Raw genomic sequence first — 20,487 nt, 5'->3', positions numbered from 1 at the left:
GCCTATAATTTGGATGGCGCAACTGCACCGTAAGCGGGCACCAAAGCAAGATAACTCAACTACAGCGCGCGCGCGTTTTGTCGTGCGCGCTGCTCTCTTAAACCCTGTTACTCATTGATAAAACTGTTACCGAACCAACGGGTTAAGATCGTGTCATATGTGCCATCTTCGCGAAACTGTAGTAATGCGAGATCGATGTCTTCTTTCAATTGACTGCCAGATGGCAACAAGATCCCATAATTCTCTGGGCGATATACTTTGTCGAGCAATCGCGACAGGCTTGCCCCTTCGGTTTGCTGGTAATGCGCCAATATTGGGCCATCAAACACAACAGCATTTATTTCGTCGCGCTCAAAGGCGCGCAGCATTGCGTCTGGGTTTCCAAATCCTTGAAACTGAATGCCTTTTTGCGTCAGAAAGGCATCGCTGGTCGAACCAGCTATGGTGCCAACGATCCTCGCTTGAAGGTCTGATATGGTTTGCACGTCAGATTGTAAGGTGTTCACGGTGACGCGTGCTGTGATCGTTCCCGCAGCAACAAGAAGGAGCGCAAATCCACCGACGACAGCTACAAGGCCCACGATTCCGCCGGATACGCCCGTCGCTGCGCGCATCAAAACCCAACCAATGATCACAAGGACCACCGCTCCGATCACGTAAAAAAGAGCGTCACCGCCGACATAAGATAGGAACTGATCGCCAAGCGCTGCCTGTTTTGGCAGTAGTATTTGAATGCCACTACCGAAAATAGGCTGGCTGAAATCCATAGCGCGTTCGCGCTCGGCTGTAATCGATATATTCGCGATTGCACCGTCAACGCGCCGCTCACGCACATTGTCCAGCATGTCGCCAAATCGATTGCTCGGCTCAAACACGACTTCGCGCCCGATCTGATCAGCAACTGCGCGCATCAGATCAATGCTAAAACCGGAAATATTGTCGCCTTCAGTATCTGCAAATGGTGGCCGATGGATCGTTGCGAAAACAAGAGGCTCGTCCGATTGCGCTGCTAAAGGTTGGGCAAAGCTAATCGCAAAGGACAACAGTGTGAGCCATGCAAGTGCAAGACGTTTCAAAAGGATCATGTTTGCAGGCTCCGCCGTTCATTCGTTTAAAGTCGCAAGACTGTGTTCTTTTTCACCCCCTTTCGTCAATAAGCCCGAGGCTTGACGCAGTCGATTGCAGCAGATACGCCGCAACTTATGTCAGAAAAGCCCAAAAAAACCCGCAAAAAGCAGCAAGTCTTCACTCTTTTGGTGCAAGCGGGTCGTTCGAGCGATGATGGTTTCCCTGAAGGGTCAAGTGGTGCAGCCCTGATGATCTATGCCTCCGGCGTTGATGAAGCAGAAGCGGTGCGCGAAACGGTGGCTATCCTAAAACAGGCTGATGTCGCGCCATTGGATGTGACTGGCTACGGGACATTGGATGAACGGTTGGCCGAAGGGCATGACATTTCTGACGACGAACGCGCGTTGATGCAGCGCGCGCTGGATGAAAATTCGGTGATTATCGCGCAGATGACGCCATTGTTTGACGACAAACCAGCGCATTAACGAATTCTAAGCTGCACGCATTGCCGCCAAAGTAATTGCTTCGAAGGGTTGCAGTATCTGGGAGACCGTTTTGGCGTGCTCTGGCAGCAAATTGCGAGGCAATGCCGCTAAAGTTGTGTAGTTGAAAACCCCCTTGCGTCGTCGCAAACGCCCGATGAACAGGCTTTCCAAAGTTAGATCCGATGCAATGAACGCCTCGCTTTGGGGCAGCAGCAATTGGAAATAGGTCATCGTGCCTCGGGTGGGTTGGGCGATCGCTGCGGTTCCATTGATCAAATGTTGCGCGGGAATAAGAACAGTGTCGCGCCCGAAAGTGTATTCTACGTCCGACCCACCTACGATCAGGCGTTGCGTCCCCGCCATCACCAAATCAGACTGCAAGCCGAAATAGGGCGCGCGAAGACGCACAGGTGCGTTACTCCCTAACGCGGGTGTCACTTTTTTGAAAACGCCGAGCACTGGAACGATGTCACCTGAAGAGCTCACGACAGTATCGCCCGGTTGCAGTGTGCCAATCTTGCGATATCCCTGCGGTGTTAAGACAGGCGTGTGATAGTCCAGCGTTGGTGTGGGGCCGACGGCCAAGGCACCTTTGTGAAATCCAATGTAGGTCAGGTTCTCGAGCGCGCAAGCGCTTTGCATTTCTGAAAGCGAGCCAAGAATTAACGTGCCAGGCATTGGGATGCAGTTGGCAAGCTCACGGGTAAAGAGTACCGCATCGTCCCCTGGATGCTCTATTGAAAGTAGCCCGTTTCCAGTGTGTGAATCCCAATTCAGCGTGAGACGAAAGCTGTCCACCCGCGCCTGCAAGGTGTGCGAGATGAGTGCGTGAAATACCTCGCTTCCGCAGGACAGCAGGACAGAAAACCCCTCTCCGGGAATGGACTGTATGCGCAGTAAGGATGGCTGGGGGTGCAAGCTCGCGACTTCCAGAAGGGTCGCTGCGCGCGTGTCTGACGGCAGCGGCGCTTCGATGACAAGTGCGCCGGTTTCAATCATCGCTTCTGGCGTGACCGAGCTGTGGCTCGCCGCGGTATTTCCGCCGCCACTCCAAGCAAGCCAGCCCATTAAGCGGCTTGTCCAAGTAGGAGTTCCGCTTCGTACTTGCGCAGAATGCGCCGTGCGGAGGCGCTGTAACCTTCACCCGTGTGCGGGTTCAATTCAGGGAAAAGTGTGCAAATTTCAGCGATTGCTTCTTCTTCGAACAGATTAGTGATCTGACCGCCGGGCAAAAAGCTCTCGCTTTCCAATCCGTTGGAAATAACGATTTGGTGCTGATCAAACAGAAGATGAACGTAGCAAACGTCACCGCCTTCTTTGATGCGGACGGTTTGATCGTTTACCAATTCTTTTGCCGCGACAAGAACTTCGGATTCCCCAAACAACAGTTCAGCCATCTCGTTTTGAAGCAAGATGCGATGAAGCGGAGAGACCCGCAGCGTACTATGGGTTCCAAAGGTGTTCGCAGAAATTTCGACAGGGGCCATTTTGCCAGTTGCCGCAACACTACGTTGCCCAACCCAGCGAAGAGGCTGATACCCGTGATCTCTGGTCAAGATAAGATCGCCCGCCTCCAATACTTCGACGGGCATGCGTCCTTCCTTTGTCTCAATCAGCGTTCCTGCAACGAAGCAAGGAACCATGTCCAGAAGAACAAAACCTGTGTCAGACTCACCCGTCGAGCTTTCGATCGAATAGGTAAAGCTAACGTCCTCAACATCCCCATCACCCACGACTGTGAGCGTACCATCCGCATTGAGTTGCACAGTTTGACCCGTGCCAAGCGTGATAATGCTACCAACGCTTACGGGTTGACCGTTGATATGCGTTATCGTCAGCGTGCCACCAGTGTTATTGGTGTCATTCGCCAGCACGTCGATTGTTTTTGAGCCGTCAGGATTGACGTTTGAGCTGTCGTCATGCGCAACAAGAGCAGATTGAATAGAGCCGCCAGCGATCAGGAGATTTGAATCGTAGCTGCTGTCAGCGACGTCTGCGACACCTACTTTGAATGAATTGACACCTGCATTGATAGGAATCGTCATCGTCATTGTGACGGTGAAACCATCCATTTCGGTGTTGTAGTCATCATTGGTATTGCTGATGAAGAGGTTGCTGTTGTCTGTACCGTTCAAGTTGCCTGGATCGGCATCGCCGTCGCCGATGCTTAGATCAACTTGGGATCCGTTGATCCAGACGCCGACCATGTCCTGATAGAGCGAGTTGACGTATTCAGGGTATTCTTCCGATGCAAAGATGAATTGCATCGTCATGAAGCCCGCTGTGGGCGATGTGAAATCAACCTCTAGAAACGAAGCATCGTATGTGCTTGCGCCTGCTGCCGCGTTAAAGTCGGAATCGTTGTTAACGCCGCTGGTATTGGTTGAGGTATTGGTTGATCGGTTGGGATCGCCATTGTTTTGTGTAAAGCGATCAGCGCGGCCCGTGGATAAAATAACACCAGTGTCACCCGGTGTTGCATCCGGCGATAGTGCGTCGCCGTTGGAATAGATCGCAGAGGATCTATTGTCCCCTGAATAGCTCGCACCTGTGACGGTGACGCCCGATCCAAAGATCTCTTGCGCCATTTCCAGTGCGTTCGCACCTGTGTCGTAACCAAGCTCTGCGCCTGTCGCCATGCCTCAATACCCTTCGTATTGAGGCAGTTCAAACTGCCCTTCGCCCGCATTGATTGCGGATCGCGTTTAGTGTGGCCACGTTGGACCTGTACTGCTGTTTGCCCTGCCTCGGGTCAATTTATTAACAAACACTTAACACGCTGAATGGTGTCGCGGAACTCTTTTGACAGCAACTCGAAGATGTAGACGACGATAGCGTCCCATTTTGGTCACATTCTCGCGGGGCAATTGCATCAATGCGCTGGCTTAAGTAGCAAGGCAGGTAAATGTGCTTGCCCATAGGAAATACTATGCCACCCATCGATCCCGTCCAGCTAACGGCTGATTTGATACGTTGCCCTTCTGTAACCCCAGCCGAAGGCGGCGCGCTAATTTTGCTAGAAAAAATTCTAAGTCAGGCCGGCTTTGAGTGCACACGCGTCGATCGTGGTGGCATATCGAACTTGTTTGCCCGCTGGGGTGAAAAGGGTGATGAAAAGACATTTGGGTTTAATGGCCACACTGACGTCGTCCCAATTGGGGACGAAGCGGCATGGTCCCATGGTCCCTTTAGTGCAACCGTCGTTGACGGCATCATGTATGGGCGTGGCGCAACTGATATGAAATCTGGCGTTGCTGCCTATGTCGCCGCCGCCATTGATTTTGTGCAAACGACGCCGCCAAAGGGCGCGTTGATCCTGACCATTACAGGCGATGAAGAAGCGGACGCGCTTGATGGCACAACCGCGCTGCTCGATTACATGGACCGCGAAGACGAACAGATGAGTGTCTGCCTTGTGGGCGAGCCGACCTGCCCCAATGAGATGGGCGAGATGATGAAAATCGGGCGTCGCGGCTCCATGACAGCGTGGTTCGAGGTGACGGGCAAGCAGGGTCATTCTGCCTATCCACACCGCGCCAAGAACCCCTTGCCTGCAATGGCGCGTCTTATGGATCGACTGGCTTCGCGTGAGTTGGATCAGGGCTCCGATCATTTCGACGCTTCGACTTTGGCCGTAGTGACCATCGACACAGGCAACCCTGCGACCAACGTCATCCCCGCAAGCTGCCGCGCGACTGTGAACACTCGTTTCAACGATCTGCATACCGGCGAGAGCCTGACAGACTGGATGCAGGAAGAGCTCGACGCGGTTAGTGCCGCGTTCGACATGCCGATCTCGATGAAGGTCAAAGTCTCAGGTGAAAGCTTCCTCACACCCCCCGGTGCATTATCTGATTTGGTGGCTAAATCTGTTGAGGCGGAAACTGGTCGCAAGCCAGAACTCTCCACCACAGGCGGCACATCTGATGCGCGGTTTGTAAAAAACCATTGCCCCGTGGTTGAATTCGGCCTTGTCGGCAAAACCATGCATCAAGTGGATGAAAACGTGCCTGTTGAGCAGATCGACCAGCTCAAAAACATTTATACACGTATCCTGACGGACTATTTCGCGTGAGCGTCATTCGCACCAACGATATTAGGACCTGCCATGACCTGCGGCGCATCGTTTTCACGCAAGAGCAAGGCGTGTCCGAGGCAGAAGAGATGGACGGGTTGGATGATCAAGCGATCCATTTCCTCGCTGAATTGGACGGCAAACCTGTAGGCACCGCGCGTATTTTAATCAAAGGCGATAGCGCCAAGATCGGCCGCGTCTGTGTGTTGAAAGGGGCGCGCGGAACCCATCAAGGCAAGGCGCTGATCCTCGCCTGTATCGACTGGGCACGCAGCGAAGGATTGGCGCGCGCGGTACTTGGTGCGCAAATTCAAGCCCTCGGGTTTTACGAGGCACTGGGCTTTGCCGCCTTCGGTCCGATCTACGATGACGCAGGCATAGATCACCGCGATATGGAGCTGTTCCTGTGAAGCCCACGCTGGTCATCATGGTGAAAGAACCGCGCCCGGGCCGCGTAAAAACCCGTCTTGGCCGCGATATTGGACTAACCAACTCTGCATGGTGGTTTCGCCACCAAACCCGCGCGCTCCTCCGTCGCATCGAAGACCCGCGCTGGAATACGGTGCTGGCCGTTTCACCCGATGTCGAGGGTCTCACCAGCCGCATTTGGCCCGCACATCTGCCACGCGTTGCTCAGGGGAGGGGTGATCTTGGCGATCGCATGGGGCGCATACTGCGAGAATGTTCCGCTGGCCCTCTTTGCATCATCGGCGCTGATATCCCCGGCGTTACGCGCGCCAGCATCGCTGAAGCCTTCCGCGCGCTGGGCAATCACGAGGCGGTCTTTGGCCCTGCACCTGACGGGGGCTATTGGCTCATCGGAATGAAACGCGCACGGCCGCCTATCGCAAGCATTTTGCAAAATGTACGCTGGTCGTCAGAACATGCGCTGGCCGATAGCGCGCGCAGCTTAGGCGGTGTTTCAATCGCCCATGTCGCGACGTTGCAGGACGTGGATACGGTGGAAGATTTGTTAGCTTCTAAGAGGTGACGTGGTGAAAACTATTTGGGTATTTCTGATGTGGCTTTTCGCTGCTCCCTTAGCCGCGCAGGTGCCGAGCATTTCCGGACAAGACGTTCCAGAATTTCGAGAAGCCGTCGAAACGTGGCTCGCAGGGGACGACCTTGCCGCGCTGCAATCTCTTTCGACATTGTCCCATACTGGCAATACAGCTGCGCAAATTCTTCTTGCTAGGATTGCGCATCGCCCGCATAGCTTTTCTCATGTGGTGAAAGATTTGCCCCGAAAAGATCGAATTGCGCTTCTCAGGCAACCTGGTGGTCTTTCTGGCAAATCTTGGATGATTGAAGCGGCAAAGACTGACCAACTTGCAAAGGCGTTTATTGGCGCGACGCAGGTAGGTGCCAAAGCTGCGTCGCTTTCAACGTTAATATCTTACGACGAAAAGAGAGAGATGCTGGAAGCAGCAGAGTCGCTTTTGGGGGAAAATACCCGTGGCGAGCTGTTAACTGTGATAATGTCACCTGAGTTTGTGTTCCCGCCAGAGGGGGATCGGCTGTTGCGCTCCCTTTATACTTTTATTCGGCAAGACAAACCTGTCGATTTAGAGGCCATGGCTTGGGTTGCATTAGAACTGGGCAAAGCGGCGCGCCAGAAAGGGGCGCGGTTTGAATTTCTTGTTCCTGCTGTTCGCGACGATGGTTGGCATTCGGAGCTCGTTGATGCTGCTTTGGCTGCCCATTCGGACGTGAGATCATGGACTCCTATAAGGGCCCTTTGTGAAAAAGCGCAGTCTAAGCACATTGGCAAGTGTACCTTGACGGGTATGAATGTGGTTAATCTCGTAGATGCTGGTGCTATGGAAAGCCCTGTGATTGCGCTGGTGTCGAACAACGAATACTGGTCGAGTGCTCGGTTCGAAGCTGATCTTGCTCGGTTATTGCCCGATCTAAAGCGAATGGGCGCAATCTATGCTGACTTTGACGTAGAGTTCGCTGCTGCCTTAGTGCCTTTGCAAGATAAGTTCGGTCATTCTGACCTTTGGCGCTAATCCCTGTGCCTATCCAGTTTGCCGTGCTACAGCCCCCACATGAACAAAACACCTTCCAAATCCGCGATTCTGCAATGGATCTCTGACAACCCCGCTCTGACGGCCAAGCGAGACATCGCGAAGGCCTTTGGCATCAAGGGGGCTGCGCGCATTGATCTCAAGCGTATCCTCAAGGAATTGGAGGCCGAAGGTCATCTGCAAAAGCGCAAGAAGACCTTTCGCGAGCGCGATAGCCTGCCGCCAGTCAGCGTTTTGCAAATCATTGGCCCTGACAAAGATGGTGATCTTGAGGCCCGCGCGATGGAGTGGGAAGGCGAGGGGCCAAAGCCGCAAATCCTTGTCATTCCGAAATCGGGTGACAAAGCGCTGGGCGCAGGGGACCGTATCCTTGCGCGAGTTACCAAGCATAAGGGCGCGGGCAATCTTTATGAAGCGCGCCTCATTCGCCACATTGGCGCAAACCCTGAACGCATCATTGGTGTCTTCCGCCAAGGTCATGAAGGCGGGCGCATTCTGCCCGTCGATAAAGGCGCGTCTAAAGAGTGGCTGGTGCCTGCGGGTGCGTCTGGCGGTGCGAAAGATGGTGAGTTGGTCGAGGCGGAACTCACCGGCTCCAAGGCGCGCATGGGGTTGCCCCGTGCGCAGGTGGTGACGCGTCTCGGTGATCCGAGCGCGCCGAAAGCTGTGTCGCTCATTGCGATCCATCAGCACGGCATTCCCGATCATTTCCCAGACGAGGTGATTGCGGAAGCCGACAGCAAAAAGCCTGCGGGTCTAGCGGGGCGCACCGATCTGCGCGATGTGCCTTTGGTGACGATCGACCCGTTCGATGCGCGCGATCACGACGATGCCTGCTATGCAGAACCCGATACGGACCCCGCGAACAAAGGGGGTCACATCCTCTGGGTCGCGATTGCCGATGTCGCCCATTACGTCACGCCCGGCTCTGAACTGGACCGCGAGGCGCGCAATCGCGGCAACTCTAGTTACTTCCCCGATCGTGTTGTGCCGATGTTGCCGGATCGCCTGTCGGGTGATCTTTGCTCGCTCCATGAAGGTGTGCCGCGCGCCTGTCTGGCTGTGCGTATTGTGATTGATAGCGAAGGCAACAAGCTGCGCCACGAGTTCTTGCGCGGCTTGATGAAATCGCCTGCTTCGCTGAATTACCTCGAAGTGCAGCAAGCGATGGATGGCAATCCGAACGAGAAGACCGAAGCCTTGGTCAGCCCTGTTCTGCGTCCGCTCTATGCCGCGTATGCCGCTTTGAAGAAAGCGCGTGCAGTGCGACAACCGTTGGAGCTGGACCTGCCAGAGCGCAAGATCATTCTGGACGATGATGGTAAGGTGACTTCTGTCGCTTTTGCAGAGCGCTTTGACGCGCATCGTTTGATCGAGGAGTTTATGGTGCTGGCGAACGTCTGCGCTGCTGAGACGTTGATCGAAAAGAAACAACCGCTGCTGTTCCGCGTGCATGAAGAGCCTGCTCAAGACAAGCTGAACGCGCTGCGCGAAACCGCTGAGGCGGCAGGGCTGACCTTGCCTAAAGGGCAGGTTTTGCAAACGCGTCACCTCAATCAATTGCTCGCTCAAGCCGCCGATTCAGATGAATCCGAGTTGATTAATATCTCAACGCTGCGGTCTATGACGCAGGCCTATTATGCGCCCGAAAACTTCGGTCACTTCGGCCTCGCCCTGCGCAATTACGGACATTTCACATCGCCCATTCGCCGCTATGCCGACCTGATCGTCCACCGCGCGCTGATCACCGCACATGGTTGGGGCGATGATGGCCTTACCCAAGCTGACGCCGATGCTCTCAAGGAAACGGGCGAGCATATTTCCCAGACCGAGCGCCGCTCAATGGTGGCTGAGCGCGATACGACGGATCGCTATCTCGCGGCCTTCCTTAGTGAACATGTTGGCGAGGAAATGGGCGGTCGCATCAGCGGGGTTGTCAAATTCGGTGTCTTTGTGAAGCTCGATGCGACGGGCGCTGATGGGCTTGTTCCTGTGCGCTCTATCGGGCGGGAATATTTTGATTTTGACGCGGATAGCTCGACTTTGATGGGCTCTGAAACGGGTGTCATTATCCGCCTTGGACAGCGCGTTACGGTCAAACTTGCGTCCACTACGCCGCAAACGGGCGGCGTTGAATTGGAGCTTCTGACGCTTGACGGGAAAGAGCTGCCCAAGGGTCGCGGCGGCAATTTCAAAGGGCGCGGAAAACCCACCCGGCGCAAGGCAAGCAATGCCAAGCGCAAGGCGGATAAGGTGAAACGCAAGGTAAAGCGCTCGCGCTAAGGCGTCGGGTAAAGCTGATCGCGTACGCGCCCGACATAGGCAGGCAATCCATCCCAGCCACGCAATAAATCGCGCGCGCCTGTCTTGGCGGGTAGGTTCAGGATCATGTCCAGCACCGGCGCAATCGCGGCGTCTGCGGCTGTTGGCACCTCTCCAAAGAGGAAGTCCTGATCGCCCAATTGCATGGCCAAAGCGTTCAGATCACGCGCCATCTGCTCTAAGCGTTCGGATTCGGTGAACTGCGCCGTGCCTTGCGCGATCATCTTGTTGCGGATGTTTTTGCGCAGTTTGCGGGTAAGCTGGCCGCGCACAATAAATGGAATGACGTGGAAGAACGCCTCGCGCGTATGGGTCCAGCACTCATCCACGAGCCAGCGGTCATGCACGAGAATGTTGTAGAGGCCCATCTCGGTCATTTGCACCAAAGCATGCGCGCGCGCTTTATCCTGATCGCTGAGGCCACGGTAGAAATCAGCTCCTTTGCCCTCGAGATGGGCCTGAATCTGCGCGCTATCGGGGATCAGGGTCTCGCTGTCACGCAACACGGGCAAGCGAGACAAGGGCATTGGGCGCGGATCGTTCAGGTATTTTGGCTGCCACTCGAAGCCCGAGAGTTGCAGGAGGCACATGGCCTTAACGCAGTATGGACTATGGCTTGGCGCGCCGAAACTGCCGGGGAAAGTGATCAATGTGAGCATAATGTGTTTCCTATGTTGCTGGCACTTGTGCTATCAGCGGATCCTGTCAGTTTTTGTCAGTAGCTTTCCTTAGGAAATAGAAATGTCCCGCACCGCCCGCCTGTTCCAATTGATGCAAGCCATGCGCCAAGCTGCGCCGCCTGTGCGCGCGGAAATGCTCGCGCAGGAAATGGGGGTGTCCCTGCGCACAATCTATCGTGATATTGACAGTCTGCGCTCGCTCGGCGCGGTGATCGATGGGGAGGCGGGCTATGGTTATACGTTGATCGAGGACGCGACTTTGCCGCCGCTTGGCTTTGACGATGAAGAAATCGAAGCGCTGGTGCTAGGTTTGCGTGAAGTTGGTCAAACGGGCGATCCATCTCTCGCAGACGCCGCGCGCCGTGCGCTGAGCAAGTTGAAAGGACGTCTACCACCGAGCCAATCACATCGCTTGGAACACGCCGTGCTTTCAGCGCGTCGTTTTCATGAGCGACCAAAACCCGGCGTTGATCCGCGCGCACTAAGGCAGGCTGCTTGGAATGAGGTAGCAATCAGTTTTGATTATGTGGACCATGCTGGAACGGCAACAAGCCGCAGTGTTGACCCGTTGGGCATCACCTCGCTTGATAATGTGCAATGCTTACTGGCCTATTGTCACCTGCGCAAAGATTACCGTTCGTTCCGTCTGGATCGGATGCGCGAGCTTACCGTGAGCGAGCAAAGCTTTCGTCCCAAGCGCGTTCCCATGCTGCGCGAATTCATCGAGCGCATTCGCAATGACGCTTTCGTGTCGGCGAATACCCGCAAACCAGATGTATGATTTCTTCCGTATTGGAAACAATCGCGCTAGGCTTTGACGAGGCCACGAAAGGTTTGTCATGCGCGCGTTGTTTTTTGGATTAAGCACTGCTGTTTTTGTTTCGACATCTGCTCTCGGAGGATTGGTTGAGCAGTCCTTGCGACCGGAAATGCGACCAAGCGAAACGGTGGTTGCGAGCGTGGCAAAACCCATTGCCCCGAATTCGAAAATACGCCCCGTCGCGCGCCCAACCGTGATCAAAAAGGAGCGCGCCGTGACCCCAGAGGCGATCTTGGCGGCGACGTCCAATGCAGGCTTCAAGCGATGGGTTTCAGGCTTTCGAAAGCGCGCCTTGAACGCGGGGATCAGCCCAGCGGTTTTTGACCGCGCCTTCCGCTCTGCGCGATACGATGCCAAAGTGATCGAGCGTGATCGCAACCAGTCCGAGTTCACAAAAACCATTTGGCAATACTTGGACAGCGCTGCCTCTGAGAAACGAATTACCAATGGGAAGGCTGCTTTAGCGAAGCATCAGAGCAAACTTGAAGCGATCGAAGCGAAATATGGCGTCGAGAAAGAGGTGGTTGTCGCCGTTTGGGGGCTTGAAAGTGCCTACGGGGAATTTCGCGGTGACACGCCGATTGTTTCCGCTTTGGCGACATTGTCCTATGACGGACGCCGTGGGCGGTTCTTTGAAAGCCAGTTGATTGCGGCGCTGAAAATTCTGCAAGCGGGAGATACGACGCCTGATAACATGACTGGCAGCTGGGCAGGTGCGATGGGACATACGCAGTTTATTCCGACGTCCTATTTGGAGTACGCAGTGGACTTCACTGGCGATGGCCGTCGCGATATTTGGGCGGATGATCCGTCAGACGCATTGGCGTCTACTGCGGCCTACCTGAGCCGTTTTGGGTGGCAAAAGGGGATGCCTTGGGGCGTAGAAGTGACCTTGCCCGAGGGGTTTGACTATGGGTTGGCGAGTCGAAAGATAAAAAAGGCACCAGCAGAATGGGCAAAGCTTGGGGTGCGTGGTGTGGATGGCAAGCCAGTCCCAAATCATGGCGTTGGCTCTATCCTGCTCCCCGCGGGTGCGCGCGGCGCTGTGTTTATGGTGTTCAAAAATTTCAAAGTGATTGAGCGTTACAACGCGGCGGACGCCTATGTGATTGGCGTGGGGCATCTGAGTGATCGTATCGCAGGGGCTGGACCGTTCAAAGCGAACTGGCCGCGCGAGGACCGCGCGCTGACGTTTAAGGAACGCCAACAGATGCAGCGACTTTTGACAGCTTCTGGATTTAATACGCGTGGAGTGGATGGGAAGATCGGGCCAAATTCAATTTCAGCGATAAAGCGGTTTCAACGCTCAAAAGGGATGATCCCTGATGGCTATGCTTCGCTTTCGCTGCTCAAGCGTTTGCGCTGATTGCGCGTTTGGATGCCTCCGGCGGGGATATTTAGGGAGAGAAGAAACTAGCGGTTTTGCGTCTTGGGGCAGCGACCCTTCGTGTAGCATTGGACGACTGACTCTAACGTCTCTTTGCTTGGCTCATAGAAGACATGGCCGCCGCAAGGATTTGTGGTGAGCACATATCCGTTGCCGGTTTGCTTGAGGAAGGCGAGTACCTTTTTGCCGCTGGCCGCTCCTGCGCACCAAGGACCATAGCAGTTCACTTCGAAAGCTACGGGCGCGTTGATCGGGTGCGTAAAGCCTGACTTCGTTAGGGCCATTCCCTTTAGCTGCGCACGGATGTTTGTTATTGGCGGCACATGTTCTTGGCGGTCCCAATTGACCTTGGGCAGTTTGCTTTCGTCAAAGCGAAGCGTGCCTGTTGCCGCGACATAGCCTTCTTCGGCTTTGATTATGTCCTGAAGCGCTTCTGGTACGCCATAGGGCATGCACGATAATGCGTGGACGGGGGCCGCGATTACAAGTGCGGCGCAAACTCCTGCAAGACGCGCGTATAAACGTCGCGTTTGAAGGGCACGATATTGGCGACCAGTTGATCGGAGGGTGTCCAGCGCCATTCGGAGAATTCGGGAATTTCCGTTTGAATGTTGATGTCGTTGTCGTGTCCGTGAAACCGCATGAGAAACCATTTCTGCTCCTGCCCCTTATAGCGCCCTTTCCAGAGTTTTGGCACAAGCGCATGCGGCAGGTCATAGGGAAACCAGCCCTTCGTTTCCCCAATGACGGTGACTTTGTCCGCAGTAACGCCTGTTTCTTCCTCAAGCNNTCCCGCCTTGGGGCATTTGCCACGCATTGGCGCTGCTATCGAGACGCTGAGCGGTGAAAACTTCACCAGCTTGGTTGATCAGCATAATTCCGACGCAGGGGCGATAAGGGAGGGCTGCGATTTGCTCGGGGGTCATAGATGAAGTCCTGATAAGCTTGGCGAAAATGAACTGTTTCGTTCTTAAACCTAAGTGCGCCAGCGGGCCATAGTTACTTCATCAATAGAAAAAGGCGGCACTCTTTCGAGACCGCCTTTCGCTGTGTGCTGTTCGGTGTGCGTTTACTGTTTCGAACCCAACGCGCTGAGACCTTTCAAAACGTCAATCGCATAAGCCAACTGGTAGTCGTCCTCACGTAGCTTTGCAGCGGCTTCAGCCTTTTCGCGATCTTCTTCGATCTGACGAATTTCGTCCTCGGTGAGGCTGTCGTTGTCTAGCGATCCACGAAGGTCACTTTCAGAGCGACGTTGGCGGGAGATGCTCTCATCCTCTGCCTCGTCCTCTGGCTCTTCTACGCGGCGCGGTTGCTCGACGATGATGTCGGGCGATACGCCGAGCGCTTGGATCGAGCGGCCAGATGGCGTGTAATAGCGCGCCGTTGTAAGACGCATCGCACCGTTTGAGCGCAGCGGCATAACCGTTTGAACCGAACCTTTACCAAAGCTCTTTGTGCCGATCACAATCGCGCGGCGGTGGTCTTGCAAAGCACCCGCAACGATTTCAGAGGCTGACGCAGAACCACCGTTAATCAGAACGACAACAGGTTTGCCCATCGCCAGATCGCCTGGCGTTGCGTTGAAGCGATCCCCATCTGCGGGGTCACGTCCACGAGTGGATACGATTTCACCCTTCTCAAGGAAGGCATCCGAAACACGGATCGCTTGGGTCAAAAGACCACCGGGGTTGTTGCGCAAGTCAATGACAAAGCCATTGACGTTGTCCATGCCACCGAGTTCCTCAACTTCCTTGGCAAGTTTTTCTTCAAGGTTCGGCGTCGTTTGATCGTTGAACGTGGTAATCCGAAGCACAACCGTTTCGCCCTCATTACGCGAGCGCACGGCGGTGAGTTTTATCGTGTCGCGCACAATTGAAACATCGAATGGCTCGCCTTCGCCTTCGCGCGCGATAGTAACGATGATTTCAGAGCCAACAGGCCCGCGCATCATTTCAACGGCTTCGTCCAAAGCAAGCCCAAGGATGCTTTCGCCGTCAACATGAGTGATGAAATCGCCTGCTTCGATGCCTGCCTCATCTGCAGGGGTGCCATCGATAGGGGAGACAACTTTGACAAAGCCTTCTTCCTGCGTGACCTCAATGCCAAGTCCGCCAAACTCACCACGGGTTTGCACGCGCATATCATTGGCATCGTCAGGCGACAGATACGAGGAATGCGGATCAAGCGAAGTGAGCATGCCGTTGATTGCGGCTTCGATCAGCTCGCCTTCATCGACTTCTTCAACATATTGCGCGCGAATCCGTTCAAAAATATCGCCGAACAAATCAAGTTGTTCATAGACATTCACTTTCTTGTCGGCTTCCTGAGCCAATAGCGGGGCAGCGACTTGCGTTGTCATAACAACTGCTGCCAACGTGCCTCCCGCTGCGGCCATGATAAATTTCTTCATGTGCTCATTCCTTGTCTGCCTTGAACCAATCTAGCGGGTCCACGGAATTATTGTCTTCTCTTACGTCGATATAGAGCGTTTCTGAACGGGTATTTCCAGCCCCTTCACCAGCTTGTGACACTATCTCGTCCAATTGATCACTATTTCCACCCATTAACCCAACAGGAAAGCCCGCGGGTAGGACTTGACCCATTTCTCCATAAAGCACGTCCAGACCTGTCAAAATGAACAATAGGTCTGCTTGCGGCTCAAGGATGACCACATTGCCATAGTTAAGCAATGGCCCATGGTAGCGAATTGTTGCTGTTGTGGGCGTAGTAACGAGCGAGCGCGGGCGCGCGGCGATCAAAATACCAGGGCGCGTTATTCCTGCGGCATCTGCTTCACCTGCACGGCGCAGAATGCGACCCTCAATCGGGAGCGGCAATGTCCCCTTGAGATCTGCGATATCTGGAAGAGGTCCAAGCGCTTCTGACGAGGTGATTTTACTTAGACCACCAGCAAATGCGTCAAGCGTTTCGGTTGAGCTAATTAGGATTGCGGTGCGCACAGGGTCTTGCGTGAATTTCTGCGGTAGGTCTTTGCGATCTGCAATAGCCTGGCTCAATGCGACGCGCGCGTTCTGCACGCCTGTCAATGCGACTCGCAGATCATCCGTTGCTGTTTCTTGCAGGTTGCGAAGCAGGGCCATTTCTTCCACGTCCCGGCGAAGCGCATTTGCGCGCGCAGTAAGCGCAGGGGTCATTTCAGCCACAAGCATGCCAGACCGCACGGCTCCAGCCGGCCCATCTGGGTGTGCCATAAGCACCGGTGCTGGTGCACGCGATATCGTTTGCAAAACGCCAAGCAGTTCCGCGATATCGCCATCGCGCGCCGCAAGTTGACGGCTTAGAACGTCCTCTCGCGTCGCTGCGAGCCGCAATCCTTCACGCATTGCATCAAGACCTGTTTCGAACGCTTGCACCGTCGCTGTTAGCGCTTTTACGCGATCGCGCGCGGATTTGGCTTTATCAAGCTGTTGCGAAGCAGCGCGTAGCCGATCAGCCGCCGCCTGGGCGGTCGCGCCCGGATTGTCTTGCGCCTGTACAGGCATCGCCAGCGTTAAGGCAATCAAAGTGGCGCGCAAAAGCTTCATTCGATGATCAGACTCTTTCCTGTCATTTCTTCAGGTTGCGGCAGCTCCATCAGTTGCAAAAGCGTTGGCGCAAGATCAGCAAGGCGACCTTCGCGCAAGGATGCACCGCTCGGACCGCCTATTATCGCGACAGGCACAGGGTTCACCGTATGCGCCGTGTGCGGACCACCCGTTTCAGGATCAACCATCATTTCGCAATTGCCGTGATCTGCGGTGACAATCATCGCGCCGCCCGCTTTTTCAAGGGCTTCAAGGACGCGACCAAGCCCCTGATCGACGGCTTCACACGCTTTCATCGCGGCTTGCAAGTCTCCAGTGTGTCCCACCATATCGGGATTGGCATAATTGGTGATGATAAGATCATAGCCATCGTTGATTGCGCCGACAAAGGCGTCAGTCACTTCAGCGGCGCTCATTTCAGGTTGCAAGTCATAGGTCGCAACCTTGGGCGACGGGGCCATATAGCGATCTTCGCCTTTTTCGGGAATCTCTACGCCGCCATTCATGAAGAAGGTCACATGCGGGTATTTTTCGGTCTCGGCGCAGCGGAATTGCGATTTTCCTTGCTTCGCGACCCAAGCACCTAACGTGTTGGGAATGTCACGCGGCGGGAAGACCGTTTCAAGGTAAGCATTATGGGCTTTAGAATATTCGACCATACCAAGCGTCGCGGCCCATTCGGGGCGAGGACCAGTTTCGAAAGAGTCGAACGCAGGATCAGCAAGCGCTGCAAGGATTTCGCGCGCGCGGTCGGCGCGGAAATTGAGGCAGAAAAGACCGTCACCATCTTTTGCGCCATCGTAATCGCCAATGACCGTGGCCTTGATGAATTCGTCTGTGATGCCCTCTGCATAGCTTGCGTCAATTACGGTTTTCGCATTTGGCTGCGCATCGCCCTTGGCGTTGACCAAAGCCTCGAACGCGGTGCTGACGCGCTCCCAACGATTGTCGCGATCCAGAGCGTAGTAGCGGCCGCAGAGCGTAGCGATAAAAGCGCCTTTCGGTAGGGCAGCTTCGAGCGTTTCAAGATAGCCAAGCGCGGAAGACGGAGCGACATCGCGCCCATCCGTGATCACGTGCAGCGCAACTGGCACGCCCGCTTTGGTGATCATATCAACAGAGGCGATCATATGTTCCAAAGAGCCATGCACGCCGCCGTCAGAGAGCAGACCCATCACATGCGCAGTGCCGCCGCTGGCCTTCATTTTGTTGATAAAGGCGACCAACGCCTCGGCCTCAAAATAGCTGCCATCTTCAATCGCCAGATCAATCTGACCGAGGTCCATCGCCACCACGCGGCCCGCGCCAATGTTCGTGTGACCGACCTCTGAATTCCCCATTTGTCCTGTTGGCAGACCAGCATCTGGGCCATGTGTGATCAACTGCGCAGAAGGGCCAGTTGCCATGATGCGATCAAAGTTCGGAGTGTTCGCAAGGGCAGGTGCGTTGGCTGCCTGATCAATGCCGATGCCCCAGCCATCAAGAATGCACAGAACAACAGGTTTTGGAGTGGTCATAGTGATAAATTTCCTCGTCTTTCGCCCTGTTTAAGAGAAGCGCGAAGCCATAGCAAAGCTAAACCCTGTGATAGGGGCTTCCTGAGAGGATTGATGCCGCTCGATAAAGCTGTTCAGCAAGCATCACACGGGCAAGCATATGGGGCCACACCATTGACCCGAAGCTGAGTTTGAAGTCAGCGCGTGCACGCAAGCTTGGGTCAATCCCATCTGCACCGCCAATGATAAAAGTCAGATCAGCGCGCCCTGCGTCGCGCCATCCGCCGAGTTTGTCGGCGAATTTGGGTGAGCTCATCACCGTGCCGCGCTCATCCATCGCGCAGATCACGGACCCTTTTGGAATTGCGCGATCCAAAAGAGCTGCCTCAGCGCCCATTCCAAGGTTTTTCTTGTCTTCAACTTCCAGAACAGACAAAGGGCCGAGGCCTAGGCCCCGACCAGTCCTCTCGAACCGTTTGTGATAATCGTCAAAAAGGGTCTTTTCTGGGCCAGCGCGCATGCGGCCGACAGCACAGATATGGACCTTCATTTAGGAATTGGGCCGCGGCATTGGATCTTCGCCGTCCATCCACATCTTTTCGATTTGATAAAACTCGCGTACTTCGGGACGGAACACATGCACAATGATGTCGCCCGTATCAAGCAAGACCCAATCCCCGCCGCCTTTGCCTTCAAGCTTGGAGGCGCGGCCAAGCTCTTGCTTGAGCTTGTCGTGAAGTTTTTCCGAAATCGCAACGACTTGGCGAGTGGAGCGGCCTGAGCAGACCAGCATGTAATCGCCAATAGCCGATTTTCCGCGCAGATCAATCTGCACGATGTCTTCGGCTTTGTCTTCCTCAAGGGAGTTCAGGATAAAGGCCAGAAGCGCGTCGCTGCTGGTATCGTCAGGGCCAGTCATCGTGGCGGACCCAAGATCTGCGGCCCCTGCCGCATCGTTGTTAACAGACAGAACACTGTCCTCCATAAAAACACCGATTCTGCCCCGGTGCTGGGTTTTCCGCGTATAGCACTGGTGTTGGGGAATCTCAAGTTGTGCAGTCGCAGCATTATTTCGTGGATTGCTCGGCTTCTTCCAGCATTCGCACTTCGCGCTGTGGGAAGGGAATGGAAATGCCGTTCTCTTTGAACGTATCCCAGAGCGCTAAAAACACAGCGCCTCGTACGTTGGTCAAGCCACCCGTCGGGTCCATGATCCAAAACCGCAGGATATAGTCGACGCTGCTGTCGCCAAATCCCACAACATGACACACGGGCGCGCGGGGATCGCCCAAAACCCGTTCTACAGTTTGGGCCGCCGCAACAGCGAGGGCGCGCACTTTGTGGGGATCGTCGCCATAGGCCGCCCCAAAGAAAATATCGAGCCGTACAAAGTCAGAGGAATGGGACCAGTTGACCACTTGGCCCGTGATCAAATCCTCATTTGGGATCAGGTATTCTTTGCCATCGCGGGTAACAACGCTGACATAGCGCGCGCCGAGGGCGTTGATCCAGCCGAAGGTCTCGCCGAGGGAAATCACATCCCCAGGTTTGATCGATTTATCGAGTAGAATGATGATGCCAGAGACGAGGTTCGAGACAACCTTTTGCAGACCAAAGCCAAGGCCGACACCGATAGCGCCAGACAGAAACGCAAGCCCCGTCAGATCGACGCCAACGGAGCGTATGCCGATAAAAAACGCTGATCCGTAAAGCAGAACCTGCAAGAACTTGATCGCCAAGACCTGCATGGATGGCGATATTTCTTCATTGCGTCGTATGGTCGATGTAGACACGGTGGAAATAAATCGCGCGCCTGCAAAGAGCACCGCGAGAATGATGACTGCTTGTATGACAGTCCAAAGCGATAGTCGTACGGTTCCAAATTCAAAGGCGAAGCCGTGCAAAAGGCTTTGAGCTTCATCCGTGAGATTGACGATGCTTAAGGTCACCCAAATCCAAGCGCCGTACCGAATAATTCCACGCAGCAAAGAGTTGTGTATGAAGCGCGTGACAAATGCGACAAAGAACCAAGCCGTTGTCAGATTGGCGATGATGCCGAGTAAATAAGATCGCGACGGCCACGTTATTTCGCGCATCACCAACACGGTAATCCAAATCAGCACCACATAAACGAGCAAGCGCAGACGTCTGTGCAACATGACCAAAATGCGCATGCGCCATGTCGGCCAGCCTTCTCGCGCGCGCATCCAGTTGTGAAAGCGCGGTTTCAGGAAGGCGGCAAGAATGTGAGCAATGATGAATACACCTGCGGCAATCGCTATTTGATAGGCGATCCAAGGGCGCAAAAGATTTTCGGTGATGCTTTGTGCGAAGTCGGCAAATGAAAATGCGGCATCGCGGAGATCAGACAGCGCATCGGGCGTCGCTTCAGGCAGCGGCTGTCCGGCCGTGGCGGCGGTTTGCTCTAAGGTGCTAGTCTGGTCTGCGTCGCTCACGGGGGCTGCTTGATGCCTCATTTTGCTCAGAGGCACTGTGTCATGGGAAATGCGTATTTAGCAAGCAAGCCTTGCGCGAGAGTAATCTGGAAACGAGTCTTGCGAGACTCAGGCACAATG

The 20,487-nt window shown here is 54.8% G+C and carries 19 protein-coding genes and 2 pseudogenes; 8 read left to right on the top strand and 13 right to left on the bottom strand.

The genetic code is table 11. The annotated features are described in order from the left end of the window. Positions 1–107 precede the first annotated feature (107 nt). Positions 108–1,085, bottom strand: a complete 978-nt coding sequence (locus tag ACRBCU_RS05975; RefSeq protein ID WP_431364461.1) for a transporter substrate-binding domain-containing protein — start codon at positions 1,083–1,085, stop codon at positions 108–110. Between the two features lie 117 nt (positions 1,086–1,202). Here ACRBCU_RS05975 and ACRBCU_RS05970 point away from each other — a divergent pair, with 117 nt between their 5' ends. Further along, complete coding sequence (locus ACRBCU_RS05970; RefSeq protein ID WP_431364505.1) at positions 1,203–1,553, top strand: hypothetical protein; 351 nt, start codon at positions 1,203–1,205, stop codon at positions 1,551–1,553. A 6-nt stretch (positions 1,554–1,559) separates the two neighbouring features. On the opposite strand, the gene ACRBCU_RS05965 is transcribed toward ACRBCU_RS05970, so the two are convergent. After that, positions 1,560–2,621, bottom strand: coding sequence for a Hint domain-containing protein (locus tag ACRBCU_RS05965; RefSeq protein ID WP_431364460.1), 1,062 nt, complete (start codon positions 2,619–2,621; stop codon positions 1,560–1,562). After that, a complete protein-coding gene (locus tag ACRBCU_RS05960; RefSeq protein ID WP_431364459.1) occupies positions 2,621–4,192 on the bottom strand; it encodes a Hint domain-containing protein in 1,572 nt (523 codons plus the stop codon). Before ACRBCU_RS05960 ends, ACRBCU_RS05965 begins: the two co-directional genes overlap by 1 nt. Positions 4,193–4,482: 290 nt before the next feature. Between ACRBCU_RS05960 and dapE the strand changes: the two genes are divergently transcribed. The 5 genes from dapE to rnr are packed head-to-tail and all read left to right on the top strand — an operon-like array spanning position 4,483 to position 9,941. Beyond that, the gene (dapE, locus tag ACRBCU_RS05955; RefSeq protein WP_431364458.1) at positions 4,483–5,628 is read left to right on the top strand and encodes a succinyl-diaminopimelate desuccinylase; all 1,146 of its coding nucleotides are present in this window, start codon (positions 4,483–4,485) and stop codon (positions 5,626–5,628) included. Next, positions 5,625–6,038 carry a GNAT family N-acetyltransferase gene (locus ACRBCU_RS05950; protein ID WP_431364457.1) on the top strand — a complete coding sequence of 138 codons (414 nt, stop codon included), beginning with the start codon at positions 5,625–5,627 and terminating at the stop codon, positions 6,036–6,038. Before dapE ends, ACRBCU_RS05950 begins: the two co-directional genes overlap by 4 nt. Then, positions 6,035–6,619, top strand: coding sequence for a TIGR04282 family arsenosugar biosynthesis glycosyltransferase (locus ACRBCU_RS05945; protein WP_431364456.1), 585 nt, complete (start codon positions 6,035–6,037; stop codon positions 6,617–6,619). Before ACRBCU_RS05950 ends, ACRBCU_RS05945 begins: the two co-directional genes overlap by 4 nt. 4 nt (positions 6,620–6,623) lie before the next feature. Beyond that, positions 6,624–7,640 (top strand): hypothetical protein, encoded by a 1,017-nt coding sequence (locus ACRBCU_RS05940; protein ID WP_431364455.1) that lies wholly within the window; start codon positions 6,624–6,626, stop codon positions 7,638–7,640. A 39-nt stretch (positions 7,641–7,679) separates the two neighbouring features. Beyond that, positions 7,680–9,941 (top strand): ribonuclease R, encoded by a 2,262-nt coding sequence (gene rnr, locus ACRBCU_RS05935; protein ID WP_431364454.1) that lies wholly within the window; start codon positions 7,680–7,682, stop codon positions 9,939–9,941. Here rnr and ACRBCU_RS05930 read toward each other — a convergent pair. Then, positions 9,938–10,639 carry a glutathione S-transferase family protein gene (locus tag ACRBCU_RS05930; RefSeq protein WP_431364453.1) on the bottom strand — a complete coding sequence of 234 codons (702 nt, stop codon included), beginning with the start codon at positions 10,637–10,639 and terminating at the stop codon, positions 9,938–9,940. The genes rnr and ACRBCU_RS05930 overlap by 4 nt on opposite strands. A gap of 82 nt (positions 10,640–10,721) precedes the next feature. Here ACRBCU_RS05930 and ACRBCU_RS05925 point away from each other — a divergent pair, with 82 nt between their 5' ends. Both ACRBCU_RS05925 and ACRBCU_RS05920 read left to right on the top strand, forming a co-directional pair. Then, positions 10,722–11,441: a helix-turn-helix transcriptional regulator gene (locus ACRBCU_RS05925; protein WP_431364452.1), complete on the top strand. Its 720-nt coding sequence runs from the start codon at positions 10,722–10,724 to the stop codon at positions 11,439–11,441. Positions 11,442–11,499: 58 nt separating this feature from the next. Next, positions 11,500–12,846 (top strand): lytic murein transglycosylase, encoded by a 1,347-nt coding sequence (locus tag ACRBCU_RS05920; RefSeq protein WP_431364451.1) that lies wholly within the window; start codon positions 11,500–11,502, stop codon positions 12,844–12,846. Between the two features lie 47 nt (positions 12,847–12,893). Here ACRBCU_RS05920 and ACRBCU_RS05915 read toward each other — a convergent pair whose 3' ends face one another. From ACRBCU_RS05915 to ACRBCU_RS05875, 9 genes and pseudogenes are all read right to left on the bottom strand, one after another. Then, complete coding sequence (locus ACRBCU_RS05915; protein ID WP_431364450.1) at positions 12,894–13,319, bottom strand: hypothetical protein; 426 nt, start codon at positions 13,317–13,319, stop codon at positions 12,894–12,896. Positions 13,320–13,348: 29 nt separating this feature from the next. Further along, positions 13,349–13,655 (bottom strand): annotated as a pseudogene (locus ACRBCU_RS05910) (RNA pyrophosphohydrolase); the annotation flags it as partial. A 2-nt stretch (positions 13,656–13,657) separates the two neighbouring features. Continuing rightward, a pseudogene (locus ACRBCU_RS05905) lies at positions 13,658–13,778 on the bottom strand (RNA pyrophosphohydrolase); the annotation flags it as partial. Positions 13,779–13,936: 158 nt separating this feature from the next. Beyond that, positions 13,937–15,280, bottom strand: a complete 1,344-nt coding sequence (locus ACRBCU_RS05900) for a S41 family peptidase (RefSeq protein ID WP_431364449.1) — start codon at positions 15,278–15,280, stop codon at positions 13,937–13,939. Positions 15,281–15,284: 4 nt separating this feature from the next. Further along, positions 15,285–16,415 carry a murein hydrolase activator EnvC family protein gene (locus ACRBCU_RS05895; RefSeq protein WP_431364448.1) on the bottom strand — a complete coding sequence of 377 codons (1,131 nt, stop codon included), beginning with the start codon at positions 16,413–16,415 and terminating at the stop codon, positions 15,285–15,287. Next, positions 16,412–17,932: a 2,3-bisphosphoglycerate-independent phosphoglycerate mutase gene (gpmI, locus tag ACRBCU_RS05890; RefSeq protein ID WP_431364447.1), complete on the bottom strand. Its 1,521-nt coding sequence runs from the start codon at positions 17,930–17,932 to the stop codon at positions 16,412–16,414. The genes ACRBCU_RS05895 and gpmI overlap by 4 nt, the downstream gene beginning before the upstream one ends. Positions 17,933–17,990: 58 nt before the next feature. Next, on the bottom strand, positions 17,991–18,461 hold the full coding sequence (gene rlmH, locus ACRBCU_RS05885; RefSeq protein ID WP_431364446.1) for a 23S rRNA (pseudouridine(1915)-N(3))-methyltransferase RlmH: 471 nt from the start codon (positions 18,459–18,461) through the stop codon (positions 17,991–17,993). Further along, positions 18,462–18,896 (bottom strand): ribosome silencing factor, encoded by a 435-nt coding sequence (gene rsfS, locus ACRBCU_RS05880; protein WP_431364445.1) that lies wholly within the window; start codon positions 18,894–18,896, stop codon positions 18,462–18,464. A gap of 82 nt (positions 18,897–18,978) precedes the next feature. Next, complete coding sequence (locus ACRBCU_RS05875; RefSeq protein ID WP_431364444.1) at positions 18,979–20,367, bottom strand: mechanosensitive ion channel family protein; 1,389 nt, start codon at positions 20,365–20,367, stop codon at positions 18,979–18,981. Positions 20,368–20,487: the final 120 nt, after the last annotated feature.

It is taken from the genome of Planktotalea sp., from assembly GCF_050633725.1.
In the GTDB taxonomy this organism is placed as follows: domain Bacteria; phylum Pseudomonadota; class Alphaproteobacteria; order Rhodobacterales; family Rhodobacteraceae; genus Planktotalea.
This window is presented reverse-complemented; position numbering and strand designations above follow the sequence as displayed.

What these genes read in the sequence shown, in the direction of transcription:
- ACRBCU_RS05975 (WP_431364461.1), bottom strand. Translation starts at nt 1,085, where the DNA reads ATGATCCTTTTGAAACGTCTTGCACTTGCATGGCTCACACTGTTGTCC.
- ACRBCU_RS05970 (WP_431364505.1), top strand. Translation starts at nt 1,203, where the DNA reads ATGTCAGAAAAGCCCAAAAAAACCCGCAAAAAGCAGCAAGTCTTCACT.
- ACRBCU_RS05965 (WP_431364460.1), bottom strand. Translation starts at nt 2,621, where the DNA reads ATGGGCTGGCTTGCTTGGAGTGGCGGCGGAAATACCGCGGCGAGCCAC.
- ACRBCU_RS05960 (WP_431364459.1), bottom strand. Translation starts at nt 4,192, where the DNA reads ATGGCGACAGGCGCAGAGCTTGGTTACGACACAGGTGCGAACGCACTG.
- dapE (WP_431364458.1), top strand. Translation starts at nt 4,483, where the DNA reads ATGCCACCCATCGATCCCGTCCAGCTAACGGCTGATTTGATACGTTGC.
- rnr (WP_431364454.1), top strand. Translation starts at nt 7,680, where the DNA reads ATGAACAAAACACCTTCCAAATCCGCGATTCTGCAATGGATCTCTGAC.
- ACRBCU_RS05930 (WP_431364453.1), bottom strand. Translation starts at nt 10,639, where the DNA reads ATGCTCACATTGATCACTTTCCCCGGCAGTTTCGGCGCGCCAAGCCAT.
- ACRBCU_RS05925 (WP_431364452.1), top strand. Translation starts at nt 10,722, where the DNA reads ATGTCCCGCACCGCCCGCCTGTTCCAATTGATGCAAGCCATGCGCCAA.
- ACRBCU_RS05920 (WP_431364451.1), top strand. Translation starts at nt 11,500, where the DNA reads ATGCGCGCGTTGTTTTTTGGATTAAGCACTGCTGTTTTTGTTTCGACA.
- ACRBCU_RS05915 (WP_431364450.1), bottom strand. Translation starts at nt 13,319, where the DNA reads ATGCCCTATGGCGTACCAGAAGCGCTTCAGGACATAATCAAAGCCGAA.
- ACRBCU_RS05900 (WP_431364449.1), bottom strand. Translation starts at nt 15,280, where the DNA reads ATGAAGAAATTTATCATGGCCGCAGCGGGAGGCACGTTGGCAGCAGTT.
- ACRBCU_RS05895 (WP_431364448.1), bottom strand. Translation starts at nt 16,415, where the DNA reads ATGAAGCTTTTGCGCGCCACTTTGATTGCCTTAACGCTGGCGATGCCT.
- gpmI (WP_431364447.1), bottom strand. Translation starts at nt 17,932, where the DNA reads ATGACCACTCCAAAACCTGTTGTTCTGTGCATTCTTGATGGCTGGGGC.
- rlmH (WP_431364446.1), bottom strand. Translation starts at nt 18,461, where the DNA reads ATGAAGGTCCATATCTGTGCTGTCGGCCGCATGCGCGCTGGCCCAGAA.
- rsfS (WP_431364445.1), bottom strand. Translation starts at nt 18,896, where the DNA reads ATGGAGGACAGTGTTCTGTCTGTTAACAACGATGCGGCAGGGGCCGCA.